Below are 22,386 nucleotides of genomic sequence, written 5' to 3'. Positions count from 1 at the left end.
GTTGTGAAAATCGAGAGACTCAGATCCCCGACTTCTCAAAGAAGTCGGGGATCTTATTGTTCACGAATGATTTAGGACTGCTATAGCCTACGATATATCAAACATGGCACAGTTTTTCCAGAAACCCACAAAAGCGATGTCTACGACGGGCTACGCCTACGCTTAAAATTTATCCTCTCAAGGTAAAACAGGTTTTAAGATTTAGGTTGTGTATTTCACCAAGTTTAAATCCGCTATATTGCTGTTAGACTTCTGTTAAATTCTGACTAATGGTTTTTCAACAGGTGTAGGGGTAACTAGCGGATCAAATCCTAACTGCTCAGTAATGCGCTCTCTGGCTAAAATACGGTATTCCCAAAAATGCTCGCCAGCCGCACATAAACCTAAATACATATTTACGAATTGCGGCTTGGTGCGGATAATAGCCCAAAGCTGTTGCCAAAATTGACCCCGAATTTCCTGCCGTTGCCAACCTTGTCGCCAGAGCAAGTTTGCAAGTAGTCGCAGTCCTTTTCCAGGAGGAAAATACATCGTCTGCTGTAGTTGGGGATTAGGTGTAATTTTGAGGCATTGTTCAAAACAACGTCGGAGATAGTTTTTGGGTTCGTACATTCTCCAAATTGCTTCTAAATATTCTTTAGCAACTTCAGCCATCGGACGGCTAGGAACAAAATTCATTAAGGAATTCTGATCCCCCACCTCCAAACCTCCAAATCCTTCTAATAATCGCTCCTCTTTTTTTAGTCTTTCCCAGAGGGCAGTATTGGGAAGGGCTTGCAGGATACCTAGCATTGGTTGAGGAATGCCGGTTTCTTCAATAAAAGCTTCAATTCGCTCCCCAGCGCCAGTTTTTTCTCCATCAAAACCAATGATAAATCCTGCATAGATCAGTAACCCGGCTTCATTGATGTTACGACAGGCTTCTAACAGGGGATTGCGGGTATTTTGAAACTTGCGAGTGAGTTGCAGGCTGTCTTGATCTGGTGTTTCAATACCTAAGAAGACTGCGTAGAAACCAGCTTTAGCCATTAGTTCTAATAGCTCAGTATCTTCTGCTAGGTTGACGGAAGCTTCAGTCATGAAGGTGAAGGGATAATTGCGTTCCTGCATCCACGGAATTAATGCTTGTAAAAGGCGTTTTACATTGCGCTTATTGCCAATGAAGTTATCATCTACTACGAACAGAGATCCGCGCCAGCCTAAGTCATAGAGCGTTTGAAGTTCTGCTAGGGTTTGACTGGGTTCTTTGGTACGTGGTTTGCGACCGTATAAATTGATGATGTCACAGAATTCGCATTCAAAAGGACAACCGCGAGAAAACTGGATTGCCATCATTAAGTAATCATCTCGCTTGAGTAAATCAAAGCGAGGTATGGGGCTTTTGCTCACATCTGGTTTTTCCAGGGCGCGGAAGGTTCCTTGTTCTTCACCTTTAGCGATCGCGTCTAAAAATTGTGGAACTGTAATTTCTCCTTCATCTAAAATCATGTAGTTAGCTCCTGCTTTCTGGGCAGGTTCTGGTACTGAGGTCGGATAAGGCCCACCCACAGCCACTTTTTTCCCCAGTTGCGCTGCTTTGTGGATTTGGGCGAGAAAGTCTTCTTTTTGTGCAAGCATGGCAGAAAGAATCACAATGTCGCACCATTGCCAATCAGCATCGGTTTCTTGGTTAACATTGCGGTCATAAAACCGAATTTCCCAGTCTGTCGGTAGCATAGCGGCAACAGTCAGAATTCCTAGCGGTGGAATAACTGCCTTAAGTCCCGCTATTTTCATGAATTCGTCGTAAGACCAAAAGGTTTTGGGGAAGCGGGGGTAAAGTAAGAGTGCTTTCATTGTTCGGAGTCCTATAAACTAAATTTGGATTTGGATATATTTTAACTTTTGAAAAATCTTTTTTTGAATAGCGATCGCAGAGGTGATGCTAACATCCCACTATGTTGATTCTTTGTTTATCTGTCTGAAGATAGACATTGTGTAAATGGACAGATTCAGAAATCAAATATGATTCCTATATTTTGGTAAAAACATACCATGATTAATTTGTACAGTGCGTAAGTCGTAATTTTAACTCCTATTCCAAATTAGTGAATCCTATGAAAATATTGATCGTGAATGCAGGCTCCAGTAGCCAAAAAAGCTGCTTTTATGAGATTGTTGGTGATGCACTTCCCAAGCATCCTCCTGTGCCTCTCTGGGAAGCTCAAATTGATTGGACTCATAAGCAGGGTTTGGCAGAAGTCAAGGTTAAAACAGCTTCAGGGGCTATTCTCAAAGAAGAGTTACAGTCAGAGTCTCGCCCCAAAGTGCTTGCTCATTTACTCAAAACGCTTTGGAGTGGGAATACTCAAGTAATTGAGGAACCAAAGGCAATTGATATTGTCGGGCATCGCGTAGTACATGGAGGTCGGGAATATCAGCAGAGTACTATGATTAACTCTGAGGTTAAAGAGGCGATCGCTAGTTTTGCCATTCTTGCCCCAGATCATAATCCTGCTAATCTCGAAGGAATCGAGGTCTGTGAGGAAATTTTGGGAACAGTGCCCCAAGTCGCTGTATTTGATACTGCCTTTCACGCCCAAATACCAGATGCTGCGGCAATATACCCCGGTCCCTACGAGTGGGTGGAGCAGGGTATCCGTCGCTATGGGTTTCACGGCCTCAGCCATCAATATTGTGCTGAACGTACTGCTCAAATTCTCGGTCGAGATTTGCCATCTCTGCGGTTAATTACTTGTCATTTAGGTAATGGTTGTTCTCTAGCAGCGATTCGTAATGGTCGTAGTGTTGACACGACGATGGGATTTACACCATTAGAAGGGTTGATGATGGGTAGTCGCTCAGGCTCTGTTGACCCTGGCATTCTGATTTATCTACTACGACAATATAATTATTCGGCTGACAAACTAAATGAACTGCTCAATAAAGAATCTGGGTTGCAGGGAATATCTGGTGTGTCCAACGATCTACGGCAGATTCTAGAAGCGATCGCCTCTGGCAATCAAAGAGCGCAACTGGCGCTAGATATATATATACATCGTCTCCGGTCTGGTATTGGTGCTATGCTCACCAGTTTAGGAGGATTAGACGCGCTAATTTTTACAGCCGGAGTCGGTGAAAATGTGGCATCGATTCGGGAAGCTGCTTGCACTGCCTTTCAATTTTTGGGGCTGAAACTCGATCCAGAAAAAAATGTGCCCTCGCCAGATGATCGGGAAATTACAACGTCTGACTCAGCAGTAAAGGTTTTGGTAATTCATACTCAAGAAGACTGGGCGATCGCGCGCGAGTGCTGGCAACTTTTTTGAAAACCTCTTGTAGGCTTTGTAAACACCCTATCTTGCAAGAATATCTTGAAGCCTAGTACAAGAAGGCAAAAGTAAAAAGAAAGAATGCTTATTTTGTAGGCTTTCTGGCTATTTAAAATGGTTGCTTTATTTACGCCGTGTCGTACTAGGTGTTTTCCCGCTTTCTCTGGCAACATAGCGTTTTATACGAATAAGATCGGTTTTAGCTTGTGCCAAATAGCGTAATTCATACATGGCGTACTACACATCCGCCGCTAGAATGGCGGCGATGTCATCATCGGTATAGTTTCCACCTTCTTCAACTACGTGAACCACATGCTCAGTTAAAACAGCCAGTTTTGCTTCTCGCAGTTCTGCTTGCCGCAAGGCATCCCGCACCACTTCGCTCTGATTGTTGTAACGCCCGGAGGCAACCTGCGCCTTGATGAAATTGTCGAAATGTTCACCTACCGAGTAACTACCTGCCATTTTCAGCCTCCTCCTCTCTCCTTGTCTGAACGTATTATAGTAAGCTGTTCCACATCTAGTTTGTATATCTAAATTTCATCAAACTCTTGTGGGGTGGGCATCTTGCCCGCTCTAATAATGCAATTTAAATGGGGAACAGCTTAATAGATACTAACTATTAACAGACATTTCTATGCTATTCCTTGTCTTAAAACTCCGAATTTTGAGACAGGGAGCGTATTGTGTAAAAGGGGTATGACAGGCTCACAGTCTGGTTATTTGGCTAATGCGTCTGGCGCAAACAAGGGCAATTCATCAATTGCCCCTACTTGTCTACTGGCTAACAAAATCTTTATGGGCAGTGACAAGCATCTGAGCCTGCCTTAAAACGTTTCCGAATAAATAAATAGGAATCTGCCAAGCGGCAACGGTAACTTCTTTGACAAGATCCTGTACACTAATTGCGATTAATTCATGCTCTGTCGGCTCTCCTTCAACCGTACCAGACCAAGTAAAAGCTAATAAGAAATCATCATCTCCAGGCAAGGATGCAATCAAGCATTCTTCTGGTGTTGGCTGGCAAATAATTCCATAATCGTTTGCAAGTTCTACTAATCTTTGAAAGTTGTTTACGTTTGTCATTTGTCCTTTGGGTGTAATTCAATCTCTGTTTTAGAAGAAATCATATTTTGACCTCCAGAACTCAAGTTAGTTGCTCCATACCATAAATTACGAATTATTAATTATTCGGTCAGAGTTAAGAGTTATTGGAGTTGGATCAGGCTTAAGTCCAAAATCTTACCGCGATCGCCTGGTTCTATCAGCAACAATTGTTACTGTTTAAAAAAAAAGCTAGACTACCTACTTTTTCGGTTGACCGTATTTACATACACCTCCCTTCGTTGCCATTTCAATATTGATGCCCTAATCTCATCCAGGCTGACGGAGCGCATTGAGAATTGCGTAGATGCCTAGCGGCTTGTCGTCAGACATTGCTTTTGGCGGAACAGCTGTAAACCGAAGCAAAAAGAGATGCTCGTCAACATGAGATTGTTGGATCACCTTGGCATAGATATGTTCTTCTTCTGTAGCCAGTTCTGCTTCAATCAATAACTTGAGTTTGAGATTACTCAAGAGTTCTAAAGAATGTGGCGATCGCAATTGCGCCCCTTTTTCAGAGAGGCTAATCAGTGCGCCATGAAATACTGTTCCCACTACATATTTTCCCTGTAAAATAGCGTATTCCACAGGTACTTCTTGATTGAGAATAATTATTTCTTCATCATCTTCAGGCAAGAATAAATTATATTTACTGCTAATGCCACGAATTTCACAAATTGTCACAGGGTGTTTCATTCCCTTGGGTTCTATTTGTAGTTGCCCAGCAATTTGAAGGTCAATATTGGCATCTTTGCAGGTATTTTTGGAAACTAAAATCTGTCCTCCCACAGTATAAGACTCAATTCGGGCAGCCAAATTAACATGGCTGCCAATAACTGTATATTGAGCGCGTTTTTGAGAACCAACATTTCCGGCTACAGCCTCGCCTGTATTAATTCCAATTCCCATTTCCAGGATTGGGAATTTATTATGCCGATTTTGTTCATTTACTTGCTGCATCGCAATCGCACAGGCGATCGCTCGTTGGGAATCATCTATGCGACTAATTGGCGCACCAAATATCACAAAAATGCCATCACCCATAAACTCATTAAAAATTATTATTATTCTTAATTTTTAACTTTTAATTAAAAAAAGGTCAAAGGCAGGGGTGGGGTTCTTTTTGTCATTTATGCAACAAATCTAATACTCAATTCCCGGTTGCGCTTTCACTCCTTGATCGCGGAAAGGGTGCTTAACTAGGGTCATTTCGGTTACTAAGTCAGCACACTCAATTAAAGCTGGTGGTGCGCCTCTACCTGTGAGAATAACGTGTTTGTTAGCTGGTTTTTGCGCCAAACCCGCTAAAACGTCTTCTACTGGTAAGTAAGCCATTTTAAGGGCGATATTGATTTCGTCTAACAACACCAGATGAAAGTCTGGGTTGCGGATATATTCTAATGATTTTTCCCAGGCGGCGCTAGCTTTGTCAAGATCGCGATCGCGGTCTTGAGTTTCCCAGGTAAAGCCTTCGCCCATTGCATGAAATTCTATCTGGTCTTCCCAAGAACTGAAAACCCTTTTTTCGGAAGGTTCCCAGCTACCTTTGATAAATTGGATGATCGCTACTTTATACCCGTGACCTAGCGATCGTAACACCATCCCTAAAGCCGCAGTGGTTTTACCCTTACCGTTACCAGTATTTACAATAATTAACCCTTTTTCTGGTACAGCTTCTGCTATGCGCTTGTCTTGCACTTCTTTGCGTCGCTGCATCTTTTTGCGGTACTGTTCATCAGTCAGAGATGAAGACATTACCTCATCAATCAAGCGCCCAATTTCTTGGTCTGGGTTCAATTCTTGTGGTGTATCGTTTTTCATCAAGCTTGTCTAGAAATAACTGTTAAAAGTGTTGAAAATGAACCAAAATTGTCTTAGTTATCCAATTTAACTTAAGTCACTTGATTGGAAATTGCCAGTAAGTTTTCATGTCAAATATTAATAGTGTGTTAGCTTGATAACATAATTTGCAGACAAGGATGGAAATATATATGATATACAAACTGAACCTCTAATTTGAGTTTACTATTACTTTTTTAAGTAATTTAATATGTTCATTAAAGCATTTTATCAGTAAAATTTTACTATTATGTCCTTTGCTACATTCATGAGCTAGACTACCAACCAAAGGCTTTGTTTTAAGTGTCAGGGGAATGATGTGTGATATTGGGAGTTGTGCATTTATGGATGTTGTTGTTTCCATTTTTCCCATAAAGGCTGCGTATCCTCTGGTTGCCCATCATAGTTGAGCAATTGATCTGAAATTATCACCCATGACTGGGCACTGCGTGTCCAAATGTTACCCACTGGGTGTAACCAACTTGTATCATCTAAGGTTCCAGCTTTGACATTGATAGTATTTGGTTTGTAAGTCCGTTCATGGAACAATCGCGTTCCGCAGTCGCCACAGAACAGGTTATTTACTTCACGCCCGCGATCATTTTTCCGAGTCCAAGCTTTTGGTTTTCCCTGAACAATTACAACAGCATCTCGTAGTACTGTAAGAGACATACCAAAGGCACTAGACGATTGTTTCTGACACTCCTTGCAGTGGCAGAGGTAAAGGGTTAACGGCTGGGCAAGAATTTCATAACGAATCTGTCCACATTGACAACCTCCAGTATATGGAAGACTCACAGGTTTTATCTCCTGACCATTTGTGTTGCTTTATTGTAACTAAAACTATCTCAATCTTAAAGTGAGTTTTAGTAGACACAAACAAAAGACACGGTGACACGAGAAAATTCTCATTCTCTGCGCCTCCCTAAATCCTCCTCATCCCTCATCTTCATCCAATTCATCATCCTCACACCAATACTGTTGAGGTGCGTTTCCGTGAACTTCTAAAATTTTTGGTTTTTTGATTTTGTTATCAGGTGGATTAATTGCTTCTAACTGCACATCAAATTTCCAGTTGTCACCAAAATCATAAAGATATGTGATCTTAGCACCTGGTTCTAGAGATAAATCACCAATCTGAACTTGGTCTGCAAATGGGGGTGTTTCCATGTAGGCATGACCGATTTTTATTATCCGGCCAAAATGATCTTTATAACTAAACTCGTACAGGTGATCGTAATCAAAATCAAAAGCATCAAGAATTGTCTCTGCCAACCAGCTTAATGGTTTTTTAGCTGGTATAATAATGCGTCGCCAAGCCTGAGAAAGGGAAACTTTAAAAATATAAATACCATCAGTAAATCCTTGCTTGGGAACCAGTAAATTATGTTCCCATTCTGGAAAAAATGGTTTAAAATGTGACTGCAATTTTCCAAAATTTACATTTACATCATCCTGTAGTTCTCCTCGTATACCCAATGGAAAAAGTAGTTGTAACAGAGCATGACCAAAGGGTAAGCGTTGTAAACTAGTAATGCGCCACCCCTTGCCTTCTTGTGGTTTTCCATGTTTGATAGATAACAATCCAAATAACTCTAACAGGGCAATATTATGCAGCCCAGGGTAATAACTAATATCATGTTGGTTTTCATACTTAGGAAACTTTAAACCTTGATCTGGGACGCGGGTCCAAAGTTGAATACATCTAAATAAATTCCCGAATGAATCTTGATGTTCACCCAAAATTTCGTTATTTCCCCAAATTAACCAGGCTTCTAATAAGTTGAAATAACGTTCTGTTGAGTTCAGGCTTAACCATGATTGCAAAGTTGCTGAGTCTAAAACTAAAACCTGCTTCTTTCCTTGGGATCTAATTTGGGCTATTCCAGAACTCCGTAATAACAGATATAGTCCATGAATGTAGGGGTATGATTTCTGTACGGGGCGTTTGAGTTTAGTTTCAATTGGGTGACTTAAGCGAGAATTAAGTTCTGATAGGACTTTTAGCGGTAGAAGGTTATTAACACTACTAACTTCCACTCCGTTTGGTTGTAAGAAATCCATGAGAGTTTGAAAGTCATGCAGAATTATACCGGGTTGATTTTCATCAATGCTGAGTTCTTGTAGGAGTTGTTGTTGCGATTCTGTTAGGGAAGGTAGTTCAGGATTGAGGGTGCGTTCTAGCCGCGCAAATAAATCTTCCATAAATAAAAGTTTTAAATTCTAAATTCACAATTTAGCCTTCCGTAAAACCATGTTCTCTTTATACTATGACTTCAGCAGTTATACCAATTCTATGTGAGGCTGCGCTTTATTCACGTAGGGGCAATTCATGAATTGCCCCTACAGCGAGGTTTTGGTAAGTCCTATAGGCGCATCTTCAAAAAGAAATGGTATTACCCTAAAAAAGATTGAACCGTCAAGTGTCACAGCAGGACTATCAACACCGTAATACCAATTCTCTGCGAAGCTGTACATTATTTTCACCCCTCCCAACCTCTTCTTGATAAGGGACTGACAACAAATAAATTACCCAATCTTGTGGGGTGGGCAACATGAGCGCCTTAGCTTAGGGGCGGGCGAGACGCCATTAGTGTCAAGTTAACGTGAAAAGGGCGGTTAGAAACCGCGCGCCAGGTGCTTCTCCCAGGGGGAGACGCTACGCGAACAAGTCGGCGGAGCCGCCCAACGCACTGGCTTGTCTACACGAGACTTTACCCACCTGCGCGGGTTAAAAACATTAATTTTTCAAAGTCCGCCTACGCGGACGAGAGTTTGTATAGCCGCGAATTCTATTCGCCCTGGCTCTAAGTTGACACCAATGGCGAGACGCCCACCCCACAAGAAGTAGTTGAGTCTTTTTTTATTTGTCAGTCTTTAAGGGCAGGTGCCGCAGGCAGTGGGGTTCTTTCTATGCATCTTTATAAAGAATTGGTATAAGCGTAATGAAATGTAAACGATAATATTTTCACCTTTTACTTGACAATCTCAGGAATTTGATATGAATAGTAACACTCGTCTACAGATGATTTTAGCGGATACACCTACTGTTGTTAAGGGACTTCCAAGAAATAAATTATCCAAAGAAACGAACCACAGAGACACAGAGAACACAGAGAGAGGAGAAATAGAGAGGGTTTTTGCCTCAGTTTTCGGATATTTTTTTATTTGGAAGTCCCTAAGCTAAGAGGATGTTTGAAAAGTTGTCTTTTCGGTAGCAAAACATTTAGATTCCCCTAAATCCATGCCAGATCATTAGCTTAAAATACTGGAATCTCAATCACAAATTCTGTGCCTTTACCCAGTACAGAATTGCAACTCAACTTACCACGGTGGTTATCCTCAACAATTTGACGAGCGATCGCTAATCCTAATCCTGTTCCTTTGCCAACGGTTTTTGTGGTGAATAGGTTGTCAAAGATACGTTTTTGCCGCTCTTCTGGCATCCCAGTCCCGTTATCTGCAATTTTTACCACAATAGTCTTTTGTTGACCTCTGCAAGTTGTAATGGTAATGCGATTTGGATTGGTTTGAATGTCGGTAATACTGCGTCCCTGATTCGATTCTTCTAAAGCATCGATGGCATTCGCCAAAATATTCATGAATACTTGATTTAACTGTCCTGGAAAACATTCAATTTGGGGGAGATTACCATATTTTTTGACTACCTCGATTTCTGGACGATTGCCACTGGCTTTGAGGCGATGTCTGAGAATTAGGATGGTGCTATCAATGCCTTCGTGAATATTGAAGGAGATTTTGCGATCGCGATCGGCTCTGGAAAAAGTGCGAAGACTGTTACTAATTTCGCAGATGCGATCAATTCCCAGTCTCATTGAGGCGATTAACTTGGGTAAATCCTGTCGTACATACTCCAGATCGATGGTTTTTATCTCGTCCTGAATTGCCGCACTAGGATCGGGATATTCTTGTTGATACAAATCAATCAATCTAAAGGTATCGTTAATATAATCTGAGGCGGGTTGTAAATTGCCAGCAATAAAACCAACAGGGTTGTTAATTTCGTGAGCCACACCAGCCACCAAATTACCAAGAGCCGACATTTTTTCCGACTGCACGATTTGAAGTTGGGCTTGTTGAAGTTCGGCTTCAGCGCGTTTGCGATCGCTAATATCAAACCCTGTGCCAATAATCCGGTAAATACGCCCTTCCTCATTCCTGAGTGGATTCAGATTTACCCACCACCAGCTTTTCTCACCGTTAATGGTGAGACACTCTTCGTAAGAAATGGGCATTCCTGTTCTGACGCGTTCAGCAAATTGTTGTCGGAGAATTTCACCCTGTTCTTCTCCCATAACTTCGGTTGGTGTTTTGCCAACGGCATCAACGCCGCGAATTCCGATCACTCGCTCGGAAGCAGTATTCCATCCGCCATAACAAAAACTGTCATCCTCTAAAACATCCACGACAAAGATCACCATTTCGGCTCCATCATAAATGCTGCGAAGAAACTGCTCTTGCTGCCGCAGTTGTGCTTCTGCTTCCTTAAGTTCAGTGATGTCTCGACTTGAGCCGACAATAAACGCCTGACCGTGATTATTTTCAAAGCGGATTTTCTTGGTGAGTAACCAGTGAATTTGACCGTTGTTGTCTGTAATTAGCTCTTCGTTCAGATGCTCAGTCTGGGACTGAAATACTATGTTGTCCTTTTGCCAGAAAACATCTGCATGTTCTTTCAAAAAGAAATCGTAGTCTGACTTACCAAGAATTAACTCGCAATCAACGCCGAGCAAATTACACAATGATTGATTAGCTAGCACCCAACGATGTTGTTCATCTTTAACAAAAATCATGTCTGAGATGACATTAATTACTTGGTTGAGAAATGCTTTTGATTCTTTAATTTCTTCCTCAGCCTGCTTGCGATCGCTAATGTCTCGCACAACACCGTGTATTATTTGTGTAGCATCGTAGGGAATTGCAGTCAGCATCACCTCTGCCCAAAATTCTTCGCCATTGGCACGTTGATGTATCCACTCAAAGCGATGACACCCAGTTTGCAACGCTTTGGCAATCATCGCATTTGATTTATCAGAGGAAGATTGACCATCGGGCTGAAATTCGCTTGAGATGTCTGACGGGTGAACAGAATAAAGCTGATCTTTGTGACTGTATCCAAACAGTTCAACTGTTGCCTGATTGCAGTCGATAAATCCATCGTTGCCCAAAAGCAAAATGGCATCTGCTGACTTTTCAAACAACTCTTTAAAACGCATTTCTGATTGCTGTAATCTATGCAGCGACTCTTGTAATACTTGGCTTTTTTCTTGTTCATGAGCATAGAGTCGGGCATTTTCTAAAGAAATGGCGGCTTGAGTACAGAGTAGATTGAGAATATTGACGCGATCGCTCGTAAATGCTCCAGTTGTGAGATTATTTTCTAAGTAAACGATGCCAGCAAATCTACCCCGAAGCAGAATCGGGCTACACAAGATGCTCTTTGGCTGTTGACGCAGAATATAGGCATCGCCCGCGAAGCTGGAATCGGCAGTTGCATCAACTATTACAGCAGGCTGCAAGGAGTGTTTGACGCTATAAATCAGTTCCAGGGGAATGTCTTGGCTTTCTTCGACGGGAATTTGTTGAAGAACGATGGGTTGCATCCCAGCACTGACAATCCCTTTGATCAGTAGGCGATTGTCCCGCAGCAACATTAACACGCATTTCTCAGCCCCAGCATTTTCGATCATCACCTGAAGCAGCGTCGCCAGCAATTTTTCTAATTCAATTTCGCCAGAAAGAGTCTGGGAGGCTTTGAGTACTGTTTCTAAATCGAGCGTCTCTGAAATACTGCTTGATGTGGAAGTTTTACTGTGATGAAAAGATCGGGTAAAAAATGTGTCAATTATAGTTAAGGACTGTTGTTGATCTTGCAAAATCGGTGTCAAAAGCTCCGGATAGCGTTGTTCCAAGTCATCAACTTTGGCTTTAGCCCCGCAACGAACATAGCAATAGTAGGCATTAAGTAGATATTCTTGAGCAATCCGTTCTTTACCCCATTCCAGATAAAACCCAGCAGCAAGCTCATTGGCAAGGGCTTCGGTGTTAAGGTATTGGTTGGCTTTTGCGATGGCAATGGCGCGATCGTACCATCCCAAAGCTTGGCTATAATCTTGACTAATTCGGGCAATTTCTGCCTCTACTAGCAAGGAAAAAGCTAGATAGTTTTCAGGACAATTATCTGCCCACAATTTGAACTTCTGACTAGATTTTTGTAGCTTTTCTAAATAATCATGCTGCAACGTTTCACTACTACTGCCATAAAGTTGTGTTAGGTTGAGAGCTTGATAAAAATCATGGAGAATAATTTGAAACTGGCCATATAGTGAACCGTGAGTTTTTTCTGCTTCTAATCCCAATTGGTAAGCCGTAGCGTAGTCACCATAGCTAAAGTGGAGAAAAGCTTTAGCGAAATAGTAGGTACTCATCCCATAAAGATATTGACTGTCTGCAAAAACTTTTAGGGCTAAGGCTTCATTAAAGGTTTCATCGTTGAGACTAAACCGATCTGAAATTGCTCCTTGCAAATTAGCCAGAACTTGATTTTGAATAGCTAAAGCGAAGGCGGCTGGAGGTTCGATTTTTTCGGCAAATTCAACTAATAGCTTTTGTTCGTCAGCTAAATAATCTAAGCGATCGCAGACTAAAAACTTTTTCCAGAAATTGAAAGAACCACCATGAAAACACCAAGATAGCTCTCCTGCTTCCATCGCTGGATAAAAGGATTGTTTGATAGTTTCTAAGCCGAATTTCAATGGTCTACGCCAGTGGCTCACAAAACTACCAAAGGTCATATACGCTTTGCCTTTAATCGCTAAAATGTTAGCTTCCTCGTTGAGTTGTAGCCCTAAAGCACCAAAGCTATCGCCTTTTTCATACTGTTCAAAAATGGAACACAGAACAGTAGCATACCAAAGATAGACAAAGCTAGAAAGAGGAGTATTACCATATTTTAAACAAAGATTTGTCATTTCTAGTATTACTAATACCATCAAATCTTGATTAGCAATATAAGTTGGAGGAATCATATTAATTAATAGCAATACCAGCATTTGTTGCTCAGTACTCTCCATTTGAGGGAGAACAGCAAGAGATGCAATTTGGCGATCGCCAAGATTTTTTACTACCTCTTGGGCTGCCAATTTTATCGTCTGGTTATTGGGTGCAATAGGTAATTCTAAACCCAACATTTTTAAGCTATCTAATCCTATTTGAATCGCTTTTTCATAGATAGCACTGTTTTGGTATTGTATCAGTCGAATCGCGTTGATGGCGGCTTTGTCTAATTGCGATCGCGAATTGTTCAGGGTAGTTGCAACCAAGGTTTCTGCTGCTTCAAAGTCCCCAGCCAGATATTGACATTCAATGCACTCTCGATATAAAGAAAAGGTGAGATGATAATCCCTTTCCCAGCTATCAAGCGCTAATAGTTTAATTCCTGCGGACAAATACAATACACCTGCTTGGTATGCTGTTGACAGTTTAGCTTTTTGTCCAGCCAGTAAATTGAGTTGGGAAATCTTTAGTAGTTCTGTTGTTTCAGTAATCTGAAATGAACCCATATTTAAATGGTTAACAATATCAAACAGTTTTTCTTCTTGTTCTACATCTGAGGTATTTTGGAGTAGCAACTTTCCTAAAGTGTAGTGAAACTGCGGTTTTTGGTCTTCTGGAATTAAGGAATAAGCTGCTTGTTGGACGCGATCGTGCAAAAATTTATACCTAGCTGTCATTTGTTCGCTGTTTGCTAATGACATAAACCCTTCGTCTTCCCGCAGGGTATGACTAGTTACAAATGACTCTTGTTGATAAAACTTATAAACTTCAGTTTGAGGTAAAATCAAGCCTTCCTGCAAAGCCTTCCACAAACAAGTGGCTGTTTCTATTTGTGATTTTTGGGCAATAATCGCTAATGTTTCTAAATCAAACTGATTCCCAATACAAGCAGCTAATTGTAATATCTCTTGCGTTGATTGAGGAAGTTTTTTTAACTGCAATGCCATAAAGTCAACAACATCATCGGTGATTGCTTGCTGAGTGACTTGCGTAATATCACATTCCCACCCCCCCGTAGCCCCCCCTTGGTAAGGGGGGGTAAACTGAATGAGTCCATATTGATGTAATGCTTTGAGAAACTGCGTGACAAAAAACGGATTACCTTGAGTTTTCTGATATACCAATTTAGACAAAGGCAGAGCTAAATTTTCGGTACATTTTAATGTCTCAGTAACTAACTGATTCAATTGGCTTTGACTTAGTGGTATTAATGTAATGGTATTAATTATTTTTTGTGCTTTACTGATATCTGCCAAAGTCAATATCAACGGATGCGTTGCCGAAACTTCATTATCACGATAAGCTCCAATTAATAATAAATAACTACATTCTGAGTCAATCATTAGCAACTGAATTAGCTTTAAAGATGCCAAATCTGCCCATTGCAAGTCATCTAAGAAAATCACCAAAGGATGTTCTTTTGTAGTGAACACCTGAATAAATTTTTGAAATAATAAATTAAACCGATTTTGTGCCGCACTTCCAGAAAGCTCACTTACAGATACTTGTTGACCAATAATTTGTTCTAGTTCGGGAATTACTTCAATAATTACTTGCCCATTATCAGCTAGTGCTGCGAGAATTTTAAGTTTCCAAGTTTCTAATTGAGCATCAGTTTCTCGACTTAGTTGCCCCATTAAATCACGAAATGCTTGTACAAAAGCTGAAAAAGGAATATTCCGATTAAATTGGTCAAATTTACCTTTGATGAAATAGCCTCGTTGCCGAACAATTGGCTTATGGACTTCGTTGACGATCGCTGTTTTACCAATACCAGAGAAACCTGCTACTAGCATGAGTTCTCGCTGATTATTCGCCACCCGCTCAAAGGCTGCTAAGAGAGTTTTAACTTCTTGCTCACGACCATATAATTTCTCAGGGATAATGAAGCGATCGCTCACATCTCGTTGAGCAATTTGGAAGTTCTGAATCTTGCCAGTTTGTTCAATTTGAGATAAACAAATTTCTAAATCATATTTCAATCCCAATGCACTTTGATAGCGATCTTCAGCATTTTTCGCCATCAATTTCATCACTATATCACAAAAAAATTGGGGAATATCCTCATTTGTGAATTTTGAATTGATAATTTTTAATTCATCCGGCTGTTTGGCAATATGACAATGTAGCAACTCCATTGCATCATGAGATTCAAAGGGTAACTCACCTGTAAGTAATTCGTAAAAAGTGACACCCAAAGAATAAAAATCAGTCCGGTAGTCAATGCCGCGATTCATTCTACCAGTTTGTTCTGGCGACAGATAGCTTAGTGTCCCTTCTAATATCTTGGGACTCATTAAAGTTTGAGTTTCCCGTGGTAACAAAGATGCAATACTAAAATCGATTAATTTGACTTGTTTGGTTTCTGAATTAATCAGAATATTACTAGGTTTAATATCCTTATGAATAATGCGATGACGATAGAGAGTATCTAAGGAATTACATAGTGCGATCGCTAACAGTAAAAATTCTCTGAGACTTCGCTCACTTATCCACCACCAATGTTTCAGGGAAATTCCCCCAAAATCTTCCATCACCAACGCATAACCATTTTGGTACGGCTCCAAGTCATAAGTTTGAATGATTTCAGCTTGATGGAGATTTTTGGCGATCGTATACTGATTACGAAACTGTACAAGTTCAGTAAAACTAGGATAAAGATTTTTCAGCAGTTTAATCACTACAGGTTTTTGGTCAGCCTCTCGGTATCCGCGATAGACTAATGTTCTCGAACTGTTGTAAAGTTCTTGACTAAGATGATAACCGGGAATACTAATTAGCTTGCTAACCATAATTGCTGCATCTTGAAAACTTCTATGTCTATTGTTCCCAGATATTAAGAAGCAGTTAGCTAAGGCAATACTAACAAACCAATACTTCACAGAAGTTATATAATTTCAGTAGATTCCGAACTTTCAGAAACTGACACAAGAAGGGAGTGACAAATAAAAAAACATCCAAAATTTTCTTGTGGGATGGGTGTCCTCAACCGTCCCAGATTCAGGGTGGGCAGGATGCCCACCCCACAATATGGATAATTTAATTTATTTTTTGTCAGTTCCTAATATAACGGTTTGCAATTTTGTGGAGTAAAGATTCAGATACGAATGGCGCTAAGAAAAGCCCAAAGACTTGTGTAACCTCGTTCCCAGTCTTCAGACTGGGAATGTATTCTGAGAGGGCTGCTGCCTCTGGTCAAGAAGTAGGAGGCGGCAGCCCCCCCCAGAGTGGTTTCCCAACCTCCAGGCTGGGAAGCAGTCAGGGCAAGGGTTGTATCTTAACTTAGTGCCATTCGATTCAAATACCTCTGCCCCTTTTGGTCATGATATGGCAATATATAAAGTTGTAGCTGACCGCCTAAGTAGAGGTTTAACGTGGATACCATTGCAATTCCTGCTCTAAATCGGCCAGTGGATGCCACGGTAGAAATTCCTGGTTCTAAAAGTCTTACCAATCGGGCGTTGCTTGTGGCTGCTTTGGCGCAAGGTGACTCCATTTTAGAAAATGCTTTATTTAGTGAAGACAGCGAGTATTTTGCCAAATGCGTAGAGCAATTGGGCATTCCCATTACTCTGAATTCTCATCTGGCACAGATTCAAGTGGTGGGAAGAGGAGGCGACATTCCAGCGAAACAGGCAGATTTATTTGTGGGTTTGGCAGGGACAGCAGCACGGTTTATCTCGGCGCTGGTAGCATTGGGTAATGGCGAATATCGTTTAGATGGCGTTCCCCGGATGCGAGAACGACCGATGGGCGACTTGTTGACGGTGCTGCAAACGGGCGGAGCAACCGTTAACTTTGAGGGAAACCCTGGGTTTATGCCCTACACAATCTATAGTCAGGGATTCACTGGCGGAAATTTTCCCTTGAAAGCTAACCAAACAAGTCAGCAACTTTCGGCGTTGCTGATGATTGCGCCTTATGCTCAACAAGATACGTTGATTGAGGTTGAGGGGACATTGGTTTCTCAATCTTACGTCAAAATGACCTGTCGTTTAATGGCGGATTTTGGCGTGGAGGTGGTTCAAATCGGCGAGAATCAATTTCAGATCAAAGCCGGCCAACGTTACCAAGCTCGACATTACACAGTAGAACCTGATGCGTCAAATGCTTCTTACTTTTTCGCCGCCGCCGCCGTCACGGGTGGACGGGTGCGCGTCAAATATTTAACCAAACAATCCTGTCAGGGTGATATTCTGTGGTTGAATGTTTTAGAACAGATGGGTTGCCAGATTCGGGATTCGGATGAATATACCGAAGTGACGGGTCCGAAACAATTGCAAGGTATCGACATTGATATGAATGATATATCAGATTTGGTGCAAACATTAGCTGCGATCGCGCCCTTTGCCAGTTCACCAATTACTATTCGTAACGTAGAACATATTCGATATAAGGAAACCGATCGGATTAAAGCTGTGGTAACAGAGTTGCGGCGGCTAGGGGTTAAGGTTGAAGAATCCGCAGATAGTTTGAGAATTGAGCCTAGCCCCATCACCCCAGCGGCGATTGAAACCTACCACGATCATCGAATGGCAATGGCTTTTGCTGTCACTGGTTTAAAGGTTCCAGGGATTGTAATTAAAGATCCTGGTTGTACAGCTAAAACCTTTCCAGATTACTTTACCCGATTCTTCCAAATGTTAGAACAATAACGCATACTTAATTTCTGGAGATATCAAATACACTCTGACCTCTCTTCTTTTAGGCTACTGTGCATACACAAGTCCTAAAATCCTTGCCTGGTAAGATACAAGCCCTTAGTAGGCAAGGGTTTGAGTTTTAGCGATGTTCTAGTTAGACTAAAAAGAAATATTTTCTATTGCGATGAAATCAACAAAATAGCCGCAAAAAATCCTTCAAATCATTCAAAGCATGATGCTCAAAATTCCAAATCGCTGGTTCCTTCATCATTACATAATCAAAGCCTTTCATGCTACATTTTCGCTCTGCTTGCTTCTTTTCAGATTTTGAGCAAGTATCAAATCGGATATACATATCAACCCAGAATTTATTAAAGTCTTTAACACTTATTTTTTGACCATGCTGTTGTAAGCAATTTTTCCAACTCTTTAAACAATCAGCATGAACAGAATCTTGGGACTTAATGCTTTTAAGGACTGTTTCAAGTTCCCCTTGCCCATCAAGATTGGTAAAGTAGCAAGCCAGTTGGATATTGAGACCATCAAGAGTTAAATTTACAAACTCTTTAACTTTTACAAGTAATGGCGCTTCTGTAAAAGCTTCTTGAACACATTCATTAATAAACTTAATTCTATCGCTTTCTTGAGCGTTATCAATATCAATAATTATACCTACTCTTTCAATTTCACCCTTCTGTATATCGGCTTTTAAGTCTTTGAGAGCCTCCGTTAACTTTGTTTTATCTAACCCGTCCATTGGTCTATAGTCTTCTTCTGAAATGATAATTGGGGATGCAACTTCTATATTCAAGTTGAGATGACGAATAATTGCCTGAAGGAAATATTTATCATTTTTGCTTTCCACAATCAAAATATTACTACTCACCCCTCACCTCTTTGTTGTGGCTTATTCCATAATCCAAAGTATCTAAATCTCGTCTTATAGCAACTATCCGGTTAGTCTTAAACTGTCTTGTAAGTTCAAAATGAGCAGATGTATTTTGATATTCTAAACCAGCTTTTATAAAAGCCTTAGTCATTTCTAAACTATGTGTTGTGGCAAATATTTGCACATTTAACTCATTGGCCAACTTGTAAATAATAGTCCAAAAATAGGCTTGATTGGAATGATGAATACCATTTTCTATTTCATCAATCAGCAAAATACTATTCTCATTATTCACAAGTCTTAAGATAATATCAGCGATGCGATTAATTGCATCACCAAACAAGGACAAGGGTAATCTACCTTCTCCCTCTCTTTTAAGATAAACAGTCGGTTCACCAATACTAAAACTCTCCACCTGTACAATCGAGGTATCAATAGCCTGAAAAGCTCTTAGAACTTCATCATCTCTCTCATTCAACCGAGCCTTATCAAATTCTATTGTTAAGTCTCTACTAGAAACTCTTAAGAAGGAAGGTATAAAAAAAGCATTTTTAATGTCAGGAATTTTGATATCTTTTGCTAGCAATCCCTTTGCACTTGAAATAATTGAAGTTTCAAAAGCTTCTCCATGATTAATCCTTGTTTTAAGGTGTATCACAGATCGTACAGACTCACTTCCTGAAAAAAGGCTCATGATGTTGTCTTTTATCTCATCCTCACTATCTTCCTCATCGGTTTCTTCTAGGAAATTTTTTACAGATTCATCAACGTATATCTCAACTATTTTTGAAGATTTATTATCCAAGGTAGACTCAATTACAATTTCACTATTCTTATTCTGATGAAAGAAGAAATTATTCCAGGTTCTTTCAGGCAAAGACTTGCTATAACTTAACTGTTCACGTCTTATATGTCGGAGAGAAATAATTGTATCTGGTCGTGGAGAACTATTTATAAATAGTGCCTCCAATAATGCAGTTTTTCCAACATTATTCTTGCCACTAATTAAATTGATTTTCTCAAAACCAGATACCTTTAAGTCATCAAAACATCTAAAGTTTTTAATTTGAATATTTTTAATCATTAGAACTTCAATATTGAAATGGTTTCATTATATTTTACCTAATAAATATAAAGTTTATCTTAAATTAAGCCGTGAAAAGCTTAAACAGTTAGCCTACACTAATAATACTAACGATAACACTCAGACTACTTAATACTGCTGTTTCCATACCCAACAGTAGCAAATCTCTGTGAATTAAGTAGGTAGGCATGAATAAACCTAAGCATATAACAGAATATAAATGACTGATTGCCTCATACCCGAAACAGATTGCTAGCTAGAGCGGGTAAAGGAGAAACTGAACAGATGACGCAAAAACGGGACATACAGCACGATCGCAAGAAAGATTGAAGGGAGCATCCCAAATGTGCAAAAACCTTGATAGCCCTCATCCCCTAACCCCTTCTCCCATCTTTGGGATTCGGGGAACTAGAATTATGTCTCCCCTCTCCCATCTTTGGGAGAGGGGCTGGGGGTGAGGGAAAAGATTTAAGCTCTCATTGGGATGCTCCCAGATTGAATCCCTTAGCAAACTCGCATGGAAATTAGGCTGCATAAGCTAATTAATTATCGAGTTTTTCAAATGAGTGAACCTATCGGTTTCTTGCTTTCTTTTGGGAATCCTAAATCTCAGAAGCTATCGAAACCGCAAATGTATATGACTCAATTTAAAATATGTGACTCAAAACAATGGCAATTTCTACCCTTTCTAACGAGTCGTACTATTGTTATTTTTACCAGCATTTTGCTATTTTCAGAATCAAGTATTGCAACTGCTGGGCAGTATCCGGTAAATATTGCACAGATAATACAGACAATGAGCTAGATGAATGATTCTTTGAACTCTGTTAATCAGTCTTTGAGGTGGATGAACGGAGTTCTGAGGTGGATGAATGAGTATCTGAGGTGGATGAATGAGTTTTAACTTTTCCCAATCCCTAATCCCTTTTACAGTTGCATTTTTTTAAACATCTGTTACATTACTTTACAGACAGTTACAACTGCTACAACACTTGAACTTTGGAGTCATGCTCATGTCAGGTTTTAAGAATCCTGCGCCGATTGTTTCAGAAGATCCTAATGCTGTGCGTTTTGGCTTCACTCCTCAGAGTGAAAATTGGAACGGTCGTCTTGCAATGATTGGTTTTGTATCTGCGATTTTGATTGAAGCTTTTTCTGGTCAAGGCTTACTCCATTTCTGGGGTATCCTCTAAATTGATGACAGTACGGTAGCACAACTAGGCTACCGTACTATCTATATTCCAATACAGTTCAGTTAAGCAATTTGTTCCTCCTCCTCCTTCTCTCTCCGTGTCGCGCCAGTTGCTTCTCCCTTGGCGCTAGCCTCTCCCTTTGGGAGAAGGGGAGACGCTGCGCGTAGCAAGATCCCCGGAGGGGTACAAGTCTCTTAACCGCAAGGGCGCACTGGCAACTCTATTGCCTCTGCGGTACCCTGCGGGAAGCCGTTCGCGTAGCGTCTCGTAGAGAAGCGTCTACGTTAAAAAAATGACTTTGACTCATAGTACTAGCCTTAACCCAAGCGTATTGATCTATATTCCAGGGAAAACATTAGTTTCTAACTTATGGCGATTGTTGGGATTAGTGCAAAATATCAGATTTTTCCGGTTGAGGCAAAATATAAGTGAATAATTACTTTACGTTGAATATGTATAGCTAAAACTCATGGAAATACCCCAGCGCGTATCAGTCCGCTACAAAGACGCGTCCTACAACAGTAATGAAATCCGCTTGAGAACTTTTCGGCTTGGGTTGCAAATATGGGATGAACAAACCAAACCTAGAAAAACAGAGCTTTATCAGTTTATATCGTCTTGCTTGAAACAAGTTGACCGCCAAGATCGTTTTATGTTTTCTCTGCTATTTATAGAATTAACAGACCTCATACGCAATTCTTCGCTGGAAAGGGGAACGAAAGAGGTTCTGATTAAAACAGCTTTTAGAGAATTTGCTTGTGCTATCACAGACTTTGAAGACGTTGCCAAATAAGGTTGGTCATAGGGGCGCTGGTATTACGTAGGTATAGGCCAACCCAGGCAGCCCAAGGGAAATCTGGGTTTATTCTGGTTGCAGGAAGGTGGGGGAAGAGAGCGGTGAACTGCTTGGATGGAGAGATGCAAAATTCTCGTCCAGAACTTTGAGATAACTCTAGCTAATGCGACTACCAAAGTTAATGTTTGTTTTATTCGGCTGATGGTTAAGAGACTTGCATCCTGCTATAGCAACAGGACTTACGCACACTCTACGATTCTTGGCGTTCTTGGCGTCTTCTCTACGAGACGCGAAGCGCGAAGGCGGTTCGATAAATTAAGCTTTTTGGCGATTTTTGCGTAAGTCCTAAGCAACTTGAGATATTAGCTAATTTAGTCCATCAGATGTTGCTGCACTTGGGAAACTAATTCATTTGTCCAGTAGTTGGCGAGTTCGGCATTAGCGGCTTCC

13 protein-coding genes and 1 pseudogene are annotated in these 22,386 nt (G+C 40.7%); 4 read left to right on the top strand and 10 right to left on the bottom strand.

Annotated elements, in window-relative coordinates:
- Window positions 1-255 precede the first annotated feature (255 nt).
- Entirely contained in the window at window positions 256-1,836 is a 1,581-nt protein-coding gene (locus V7K97_RS26720; RefSeq protein ID WP_334804003.1) for a B12-binding domain-containing radical SAM protein, read from the bottom strand.
- A 260-nt stretch (window positions 1,837-2,096) separates the two neighbouring features.
- On the opposite strand from V7K97_RS26720, the gene V7K97_RS26715 reads away from it, so the two are divergent.
- A complete protein-coding gene (locus V7K97_RS26715) occupies window positions 2,097-3,308 on the top strand; it encodes an acetate kinase (RefSeq protein WP_334804002.1) in 1,212 nt (403 codons plus the stop codon).
- 240 nt (window positions 3,309-3,548) lie between these two features.
- Here V7K97_RS26715 and V7K97_RS26710 read toward each other — a convergent pair whose 3' ends face one another.
- The 7 genes and pseudogenes from V7K97_RS26710 to V7K97_RS26680 form a co-directional block, all read right to left on the bottom strand.
- Window positions 3,549-3,776, bottom strand: a complete 228-nt coding sequence (locus V7K97_RS26710) for a type II toxin-antitoxin system ParD family antitoxin (RefSeq protein ID WP_334804001.1) — start codon at window positions 3,774-3,776, stop codon at window positions 3,549-3,551.
- A gap of 312 nt (window positions 3,777-4,088) precedes the next feature.
- Complete coding sequence (locus V7K97_RS26705) at window positions 4,089-4,397, bottom strand: hypothetical protein (protein ID WP_334804000.1); 309 nt, start codon at window positions 4,395-4,397, stop codon at window positions 4,089-4,091.
- Between the two features lie 288 nt (window positions 4,398-4,685).
- Window positions 4,686-5,468: pseudogene (locus tag V7K97_RS26700) on the bottom strand (adenylate/guanylate cyclase domain-containing protein); the annotation flags it as partial.
- 90 nt (window positions 5,469-5,558) lie between these two features.
- Window positions 5,559-6,236 (bottom strand): cob(I)yrinic acid a,c-diamide adenosyltransferase, encoded by a 678-nt coding sequence (gene cobO, locus V7K97_RS26695; RefSeq protein ID WP_334803999.1) that lies wholly within the window; start codon window positions 6,234-6,236, stop codon window positions 5,559-5,561.
- A gap of 360 nt (window positions 6,237-6,596) precedes the next feature.
- Entirely contained in the window at window positions 6,597-7,052 is a 456-nt protein-coding gene (locus V7K97_RS26690; protein WP_334803998.1) for a GFA family protein, read from the bottom strand.
- A gap of 138 nt (window positions 7,053-7,190) precedes the next feature.
- Window positions 7,191-8,459 carry a plasmid pRiA4b ORF-3 family protein gene (locus tag V7K97_RS26685; protein WP_334803997.1) on the bottom strand — a complete coding sequence of 423 codons (1,269 nt, stop codon included), beginning with the start codon at window positions 8,457-8,459 and terminating at the stop codon, window positions 7,191-7,193.
- 1,055 nt (window positions 8,460-9,514) lie between these two features.
- Window positions 9,515-16,123, bottom strand: a complete 6,609-nt coding sequence (locus V7K97_RS26680; RefSeq protein ID WP_442936903.1) for a PAS domain S-box protein — start codon at window positions 16,121-16,123, stop codon at window positions 9,515-9,517.
- Window positions 16,124-16,705: 582 nt separating this feature from the next.
- Here V7K97_RS26680 and aroA point away from each other — a divergent pair.
- The gene (gene aroA, locus V7K97_RS26675; protein ID WP_334803995.1) at window positions 16,706-17,986 is read left to right on the top strand and encodes a 3-phosphoshikimate 1-carboxyvinyltransferase; all 1,281 of its coding nucleotides are present in this window, start codon (window positions 16,706-16,708) and stop codon (window positions 17,984-17,986) included.
- A gap of 178 nt (window positions 17,987-18,164) precedes the next feature.
- Here aroA and V7K97_RS26670 read toward each other — a convergent pair whose 3' ends face one another.
- Both V7K97_RS26670 and V7K97_RS26665 read right to left on the bottom strand, forming a co-directional pair.
- A complete protein-coding gene (locus V7K97_RS26670; protein WP_334803994.1) occupies window positions 18,165-18,860 on the bottom strand; it encodes a DUF3226 domain-containing protein in 696 nt (231 codons plus the stop codon).
- A complete protein-coding gene (locus V7K97_RS26665) occupies window positions 18,853-19,947 on the bottom strand; it encodes an AAA family ATPase (RefSeq protein WP_334803993.1) in 1,095 nt (364 codons plus the stop codon). The genes V7K97_RS26670 and V7K97_RS26665 overlap by 8 nt, the downstream gene beginning before the upstream one ends.
- Before the next feature lie 1,013 nt (window positions 19,948-20,960).
- On the opposite strand from V7K97_RS26665, the gene V7K97_RS26660 reads away from it, so the two are divergent.
- A complete protein-coding gene (locus tag V7K97_RS26660) occupies window positions 20,961-21,140 on the top strand; it encodes a chlorophyll a/b-binding protein (RefSeq protein WP_094348356.1) in 180 nt (59 codons plus the stop codon).
- Window positions 21,141-21,609: 469 nt separating this feature from the next.
- A complete protein-coding gene (locus V7K97_RS26655; RefSeq protein ID WP_334803992.1) occupies window positions 21,610-21,933 on the top strand; it encodes a hypothetical protein in 324 nt (107 codons plus the stop codon).
- Window positions 21,934-22,386: the final 453 nt, after the last annotated feature.

Source organism: Nostoc sp., from assembly GCF_036917815.1.
Taxonomy (GTDB): domain Bacteria; phylum Cyanobacteriota; class Cyanobacteriia; order Cyanobacteriales; family Nostocaceae; genus Nostoc.
Note: the sequence above shows the minus strand (reverse complement) of the source record. Positions and strands in the feature narration are given on the sequence as shown.

What these genes read in the sequence shown, in the direction of transcription:
- V7K97_RS26665 (WP_334803993.1), bottom strand. Translation starts at nt 19,947, where the DNA reads ATGATTAAAAATATTCAAATTAAAAACTTTAGATGTTTTGATGACTTA.
- V7K97_RS26685 (WP_334803997.1), bottom strand. Translation starts at nt 8,459, where the DNA reads ATGGAAGATTTATTTGCGCGGCTAGAACGCACCCTCAATCCTGAACTA.
- V7K97_RS26655 (WP_334803992.1), top strand. Translation starts at nt 21,610, where the DNA reads ATGGAAATACCCCAGCGCGTATCAGTCCGCTACAAAGACGCGTCCTAC.
- V7K97_RS26680 (WP_442936903.1), bottom strand. Translation starts at nt 16,123, where the DNA reads ATGGTTAGCAAGCTAATTAGTATTCCCGGTTATCATCTTAGTCAAGAA.
- V7K97_RS26710 (WP_334804001.1), bottom strand. Translation starts at nt 3,776, where the DNA reads ATGGCAGGTAGTTACTCGGTAGGTGAACATTTCGACAATTTCATCAAG.
- V7K97_RS26715 (WP_334804002.1), top strand. Translation starts at nt 2,097, where the DNA reads ATGAAAATATTGATCGTGAATGCAGGCTCCAGTAGCCAAAAAAGCTGC.
- V7K97_RS26660 (WP_094348356.1), top strand. Translation starts at nt 20,961, where the DNA reads ATGTCAGGTTTTAAGAATCCTGCGCCGATTGTTTCAGAAGATCCTAAT.
- V7K97_RS26705 (WP_334804000.1), bottom strand. Translation starts at nt 4,397, where the DNA reads ATGACAAACGTAAACAACTTTCAAAGATTAGTAGAACTTGCAAACGAT.
- cobO (WP_334803999.1), bottom strand. Translation starts at nt 6,236, where the DNA reads ATGAAAAACGATACACCACAAGAATTGAACCCAGACCAAGAAATTGGG.
- V7K97_RS26720 (WP_334804003.1), bottom strand. Translation starts at nt 1,836, where the DNA reads ATGAAAGCACTCTTACTTTACCCCCGCTTCCCCAAAACCTTTTGGTCT.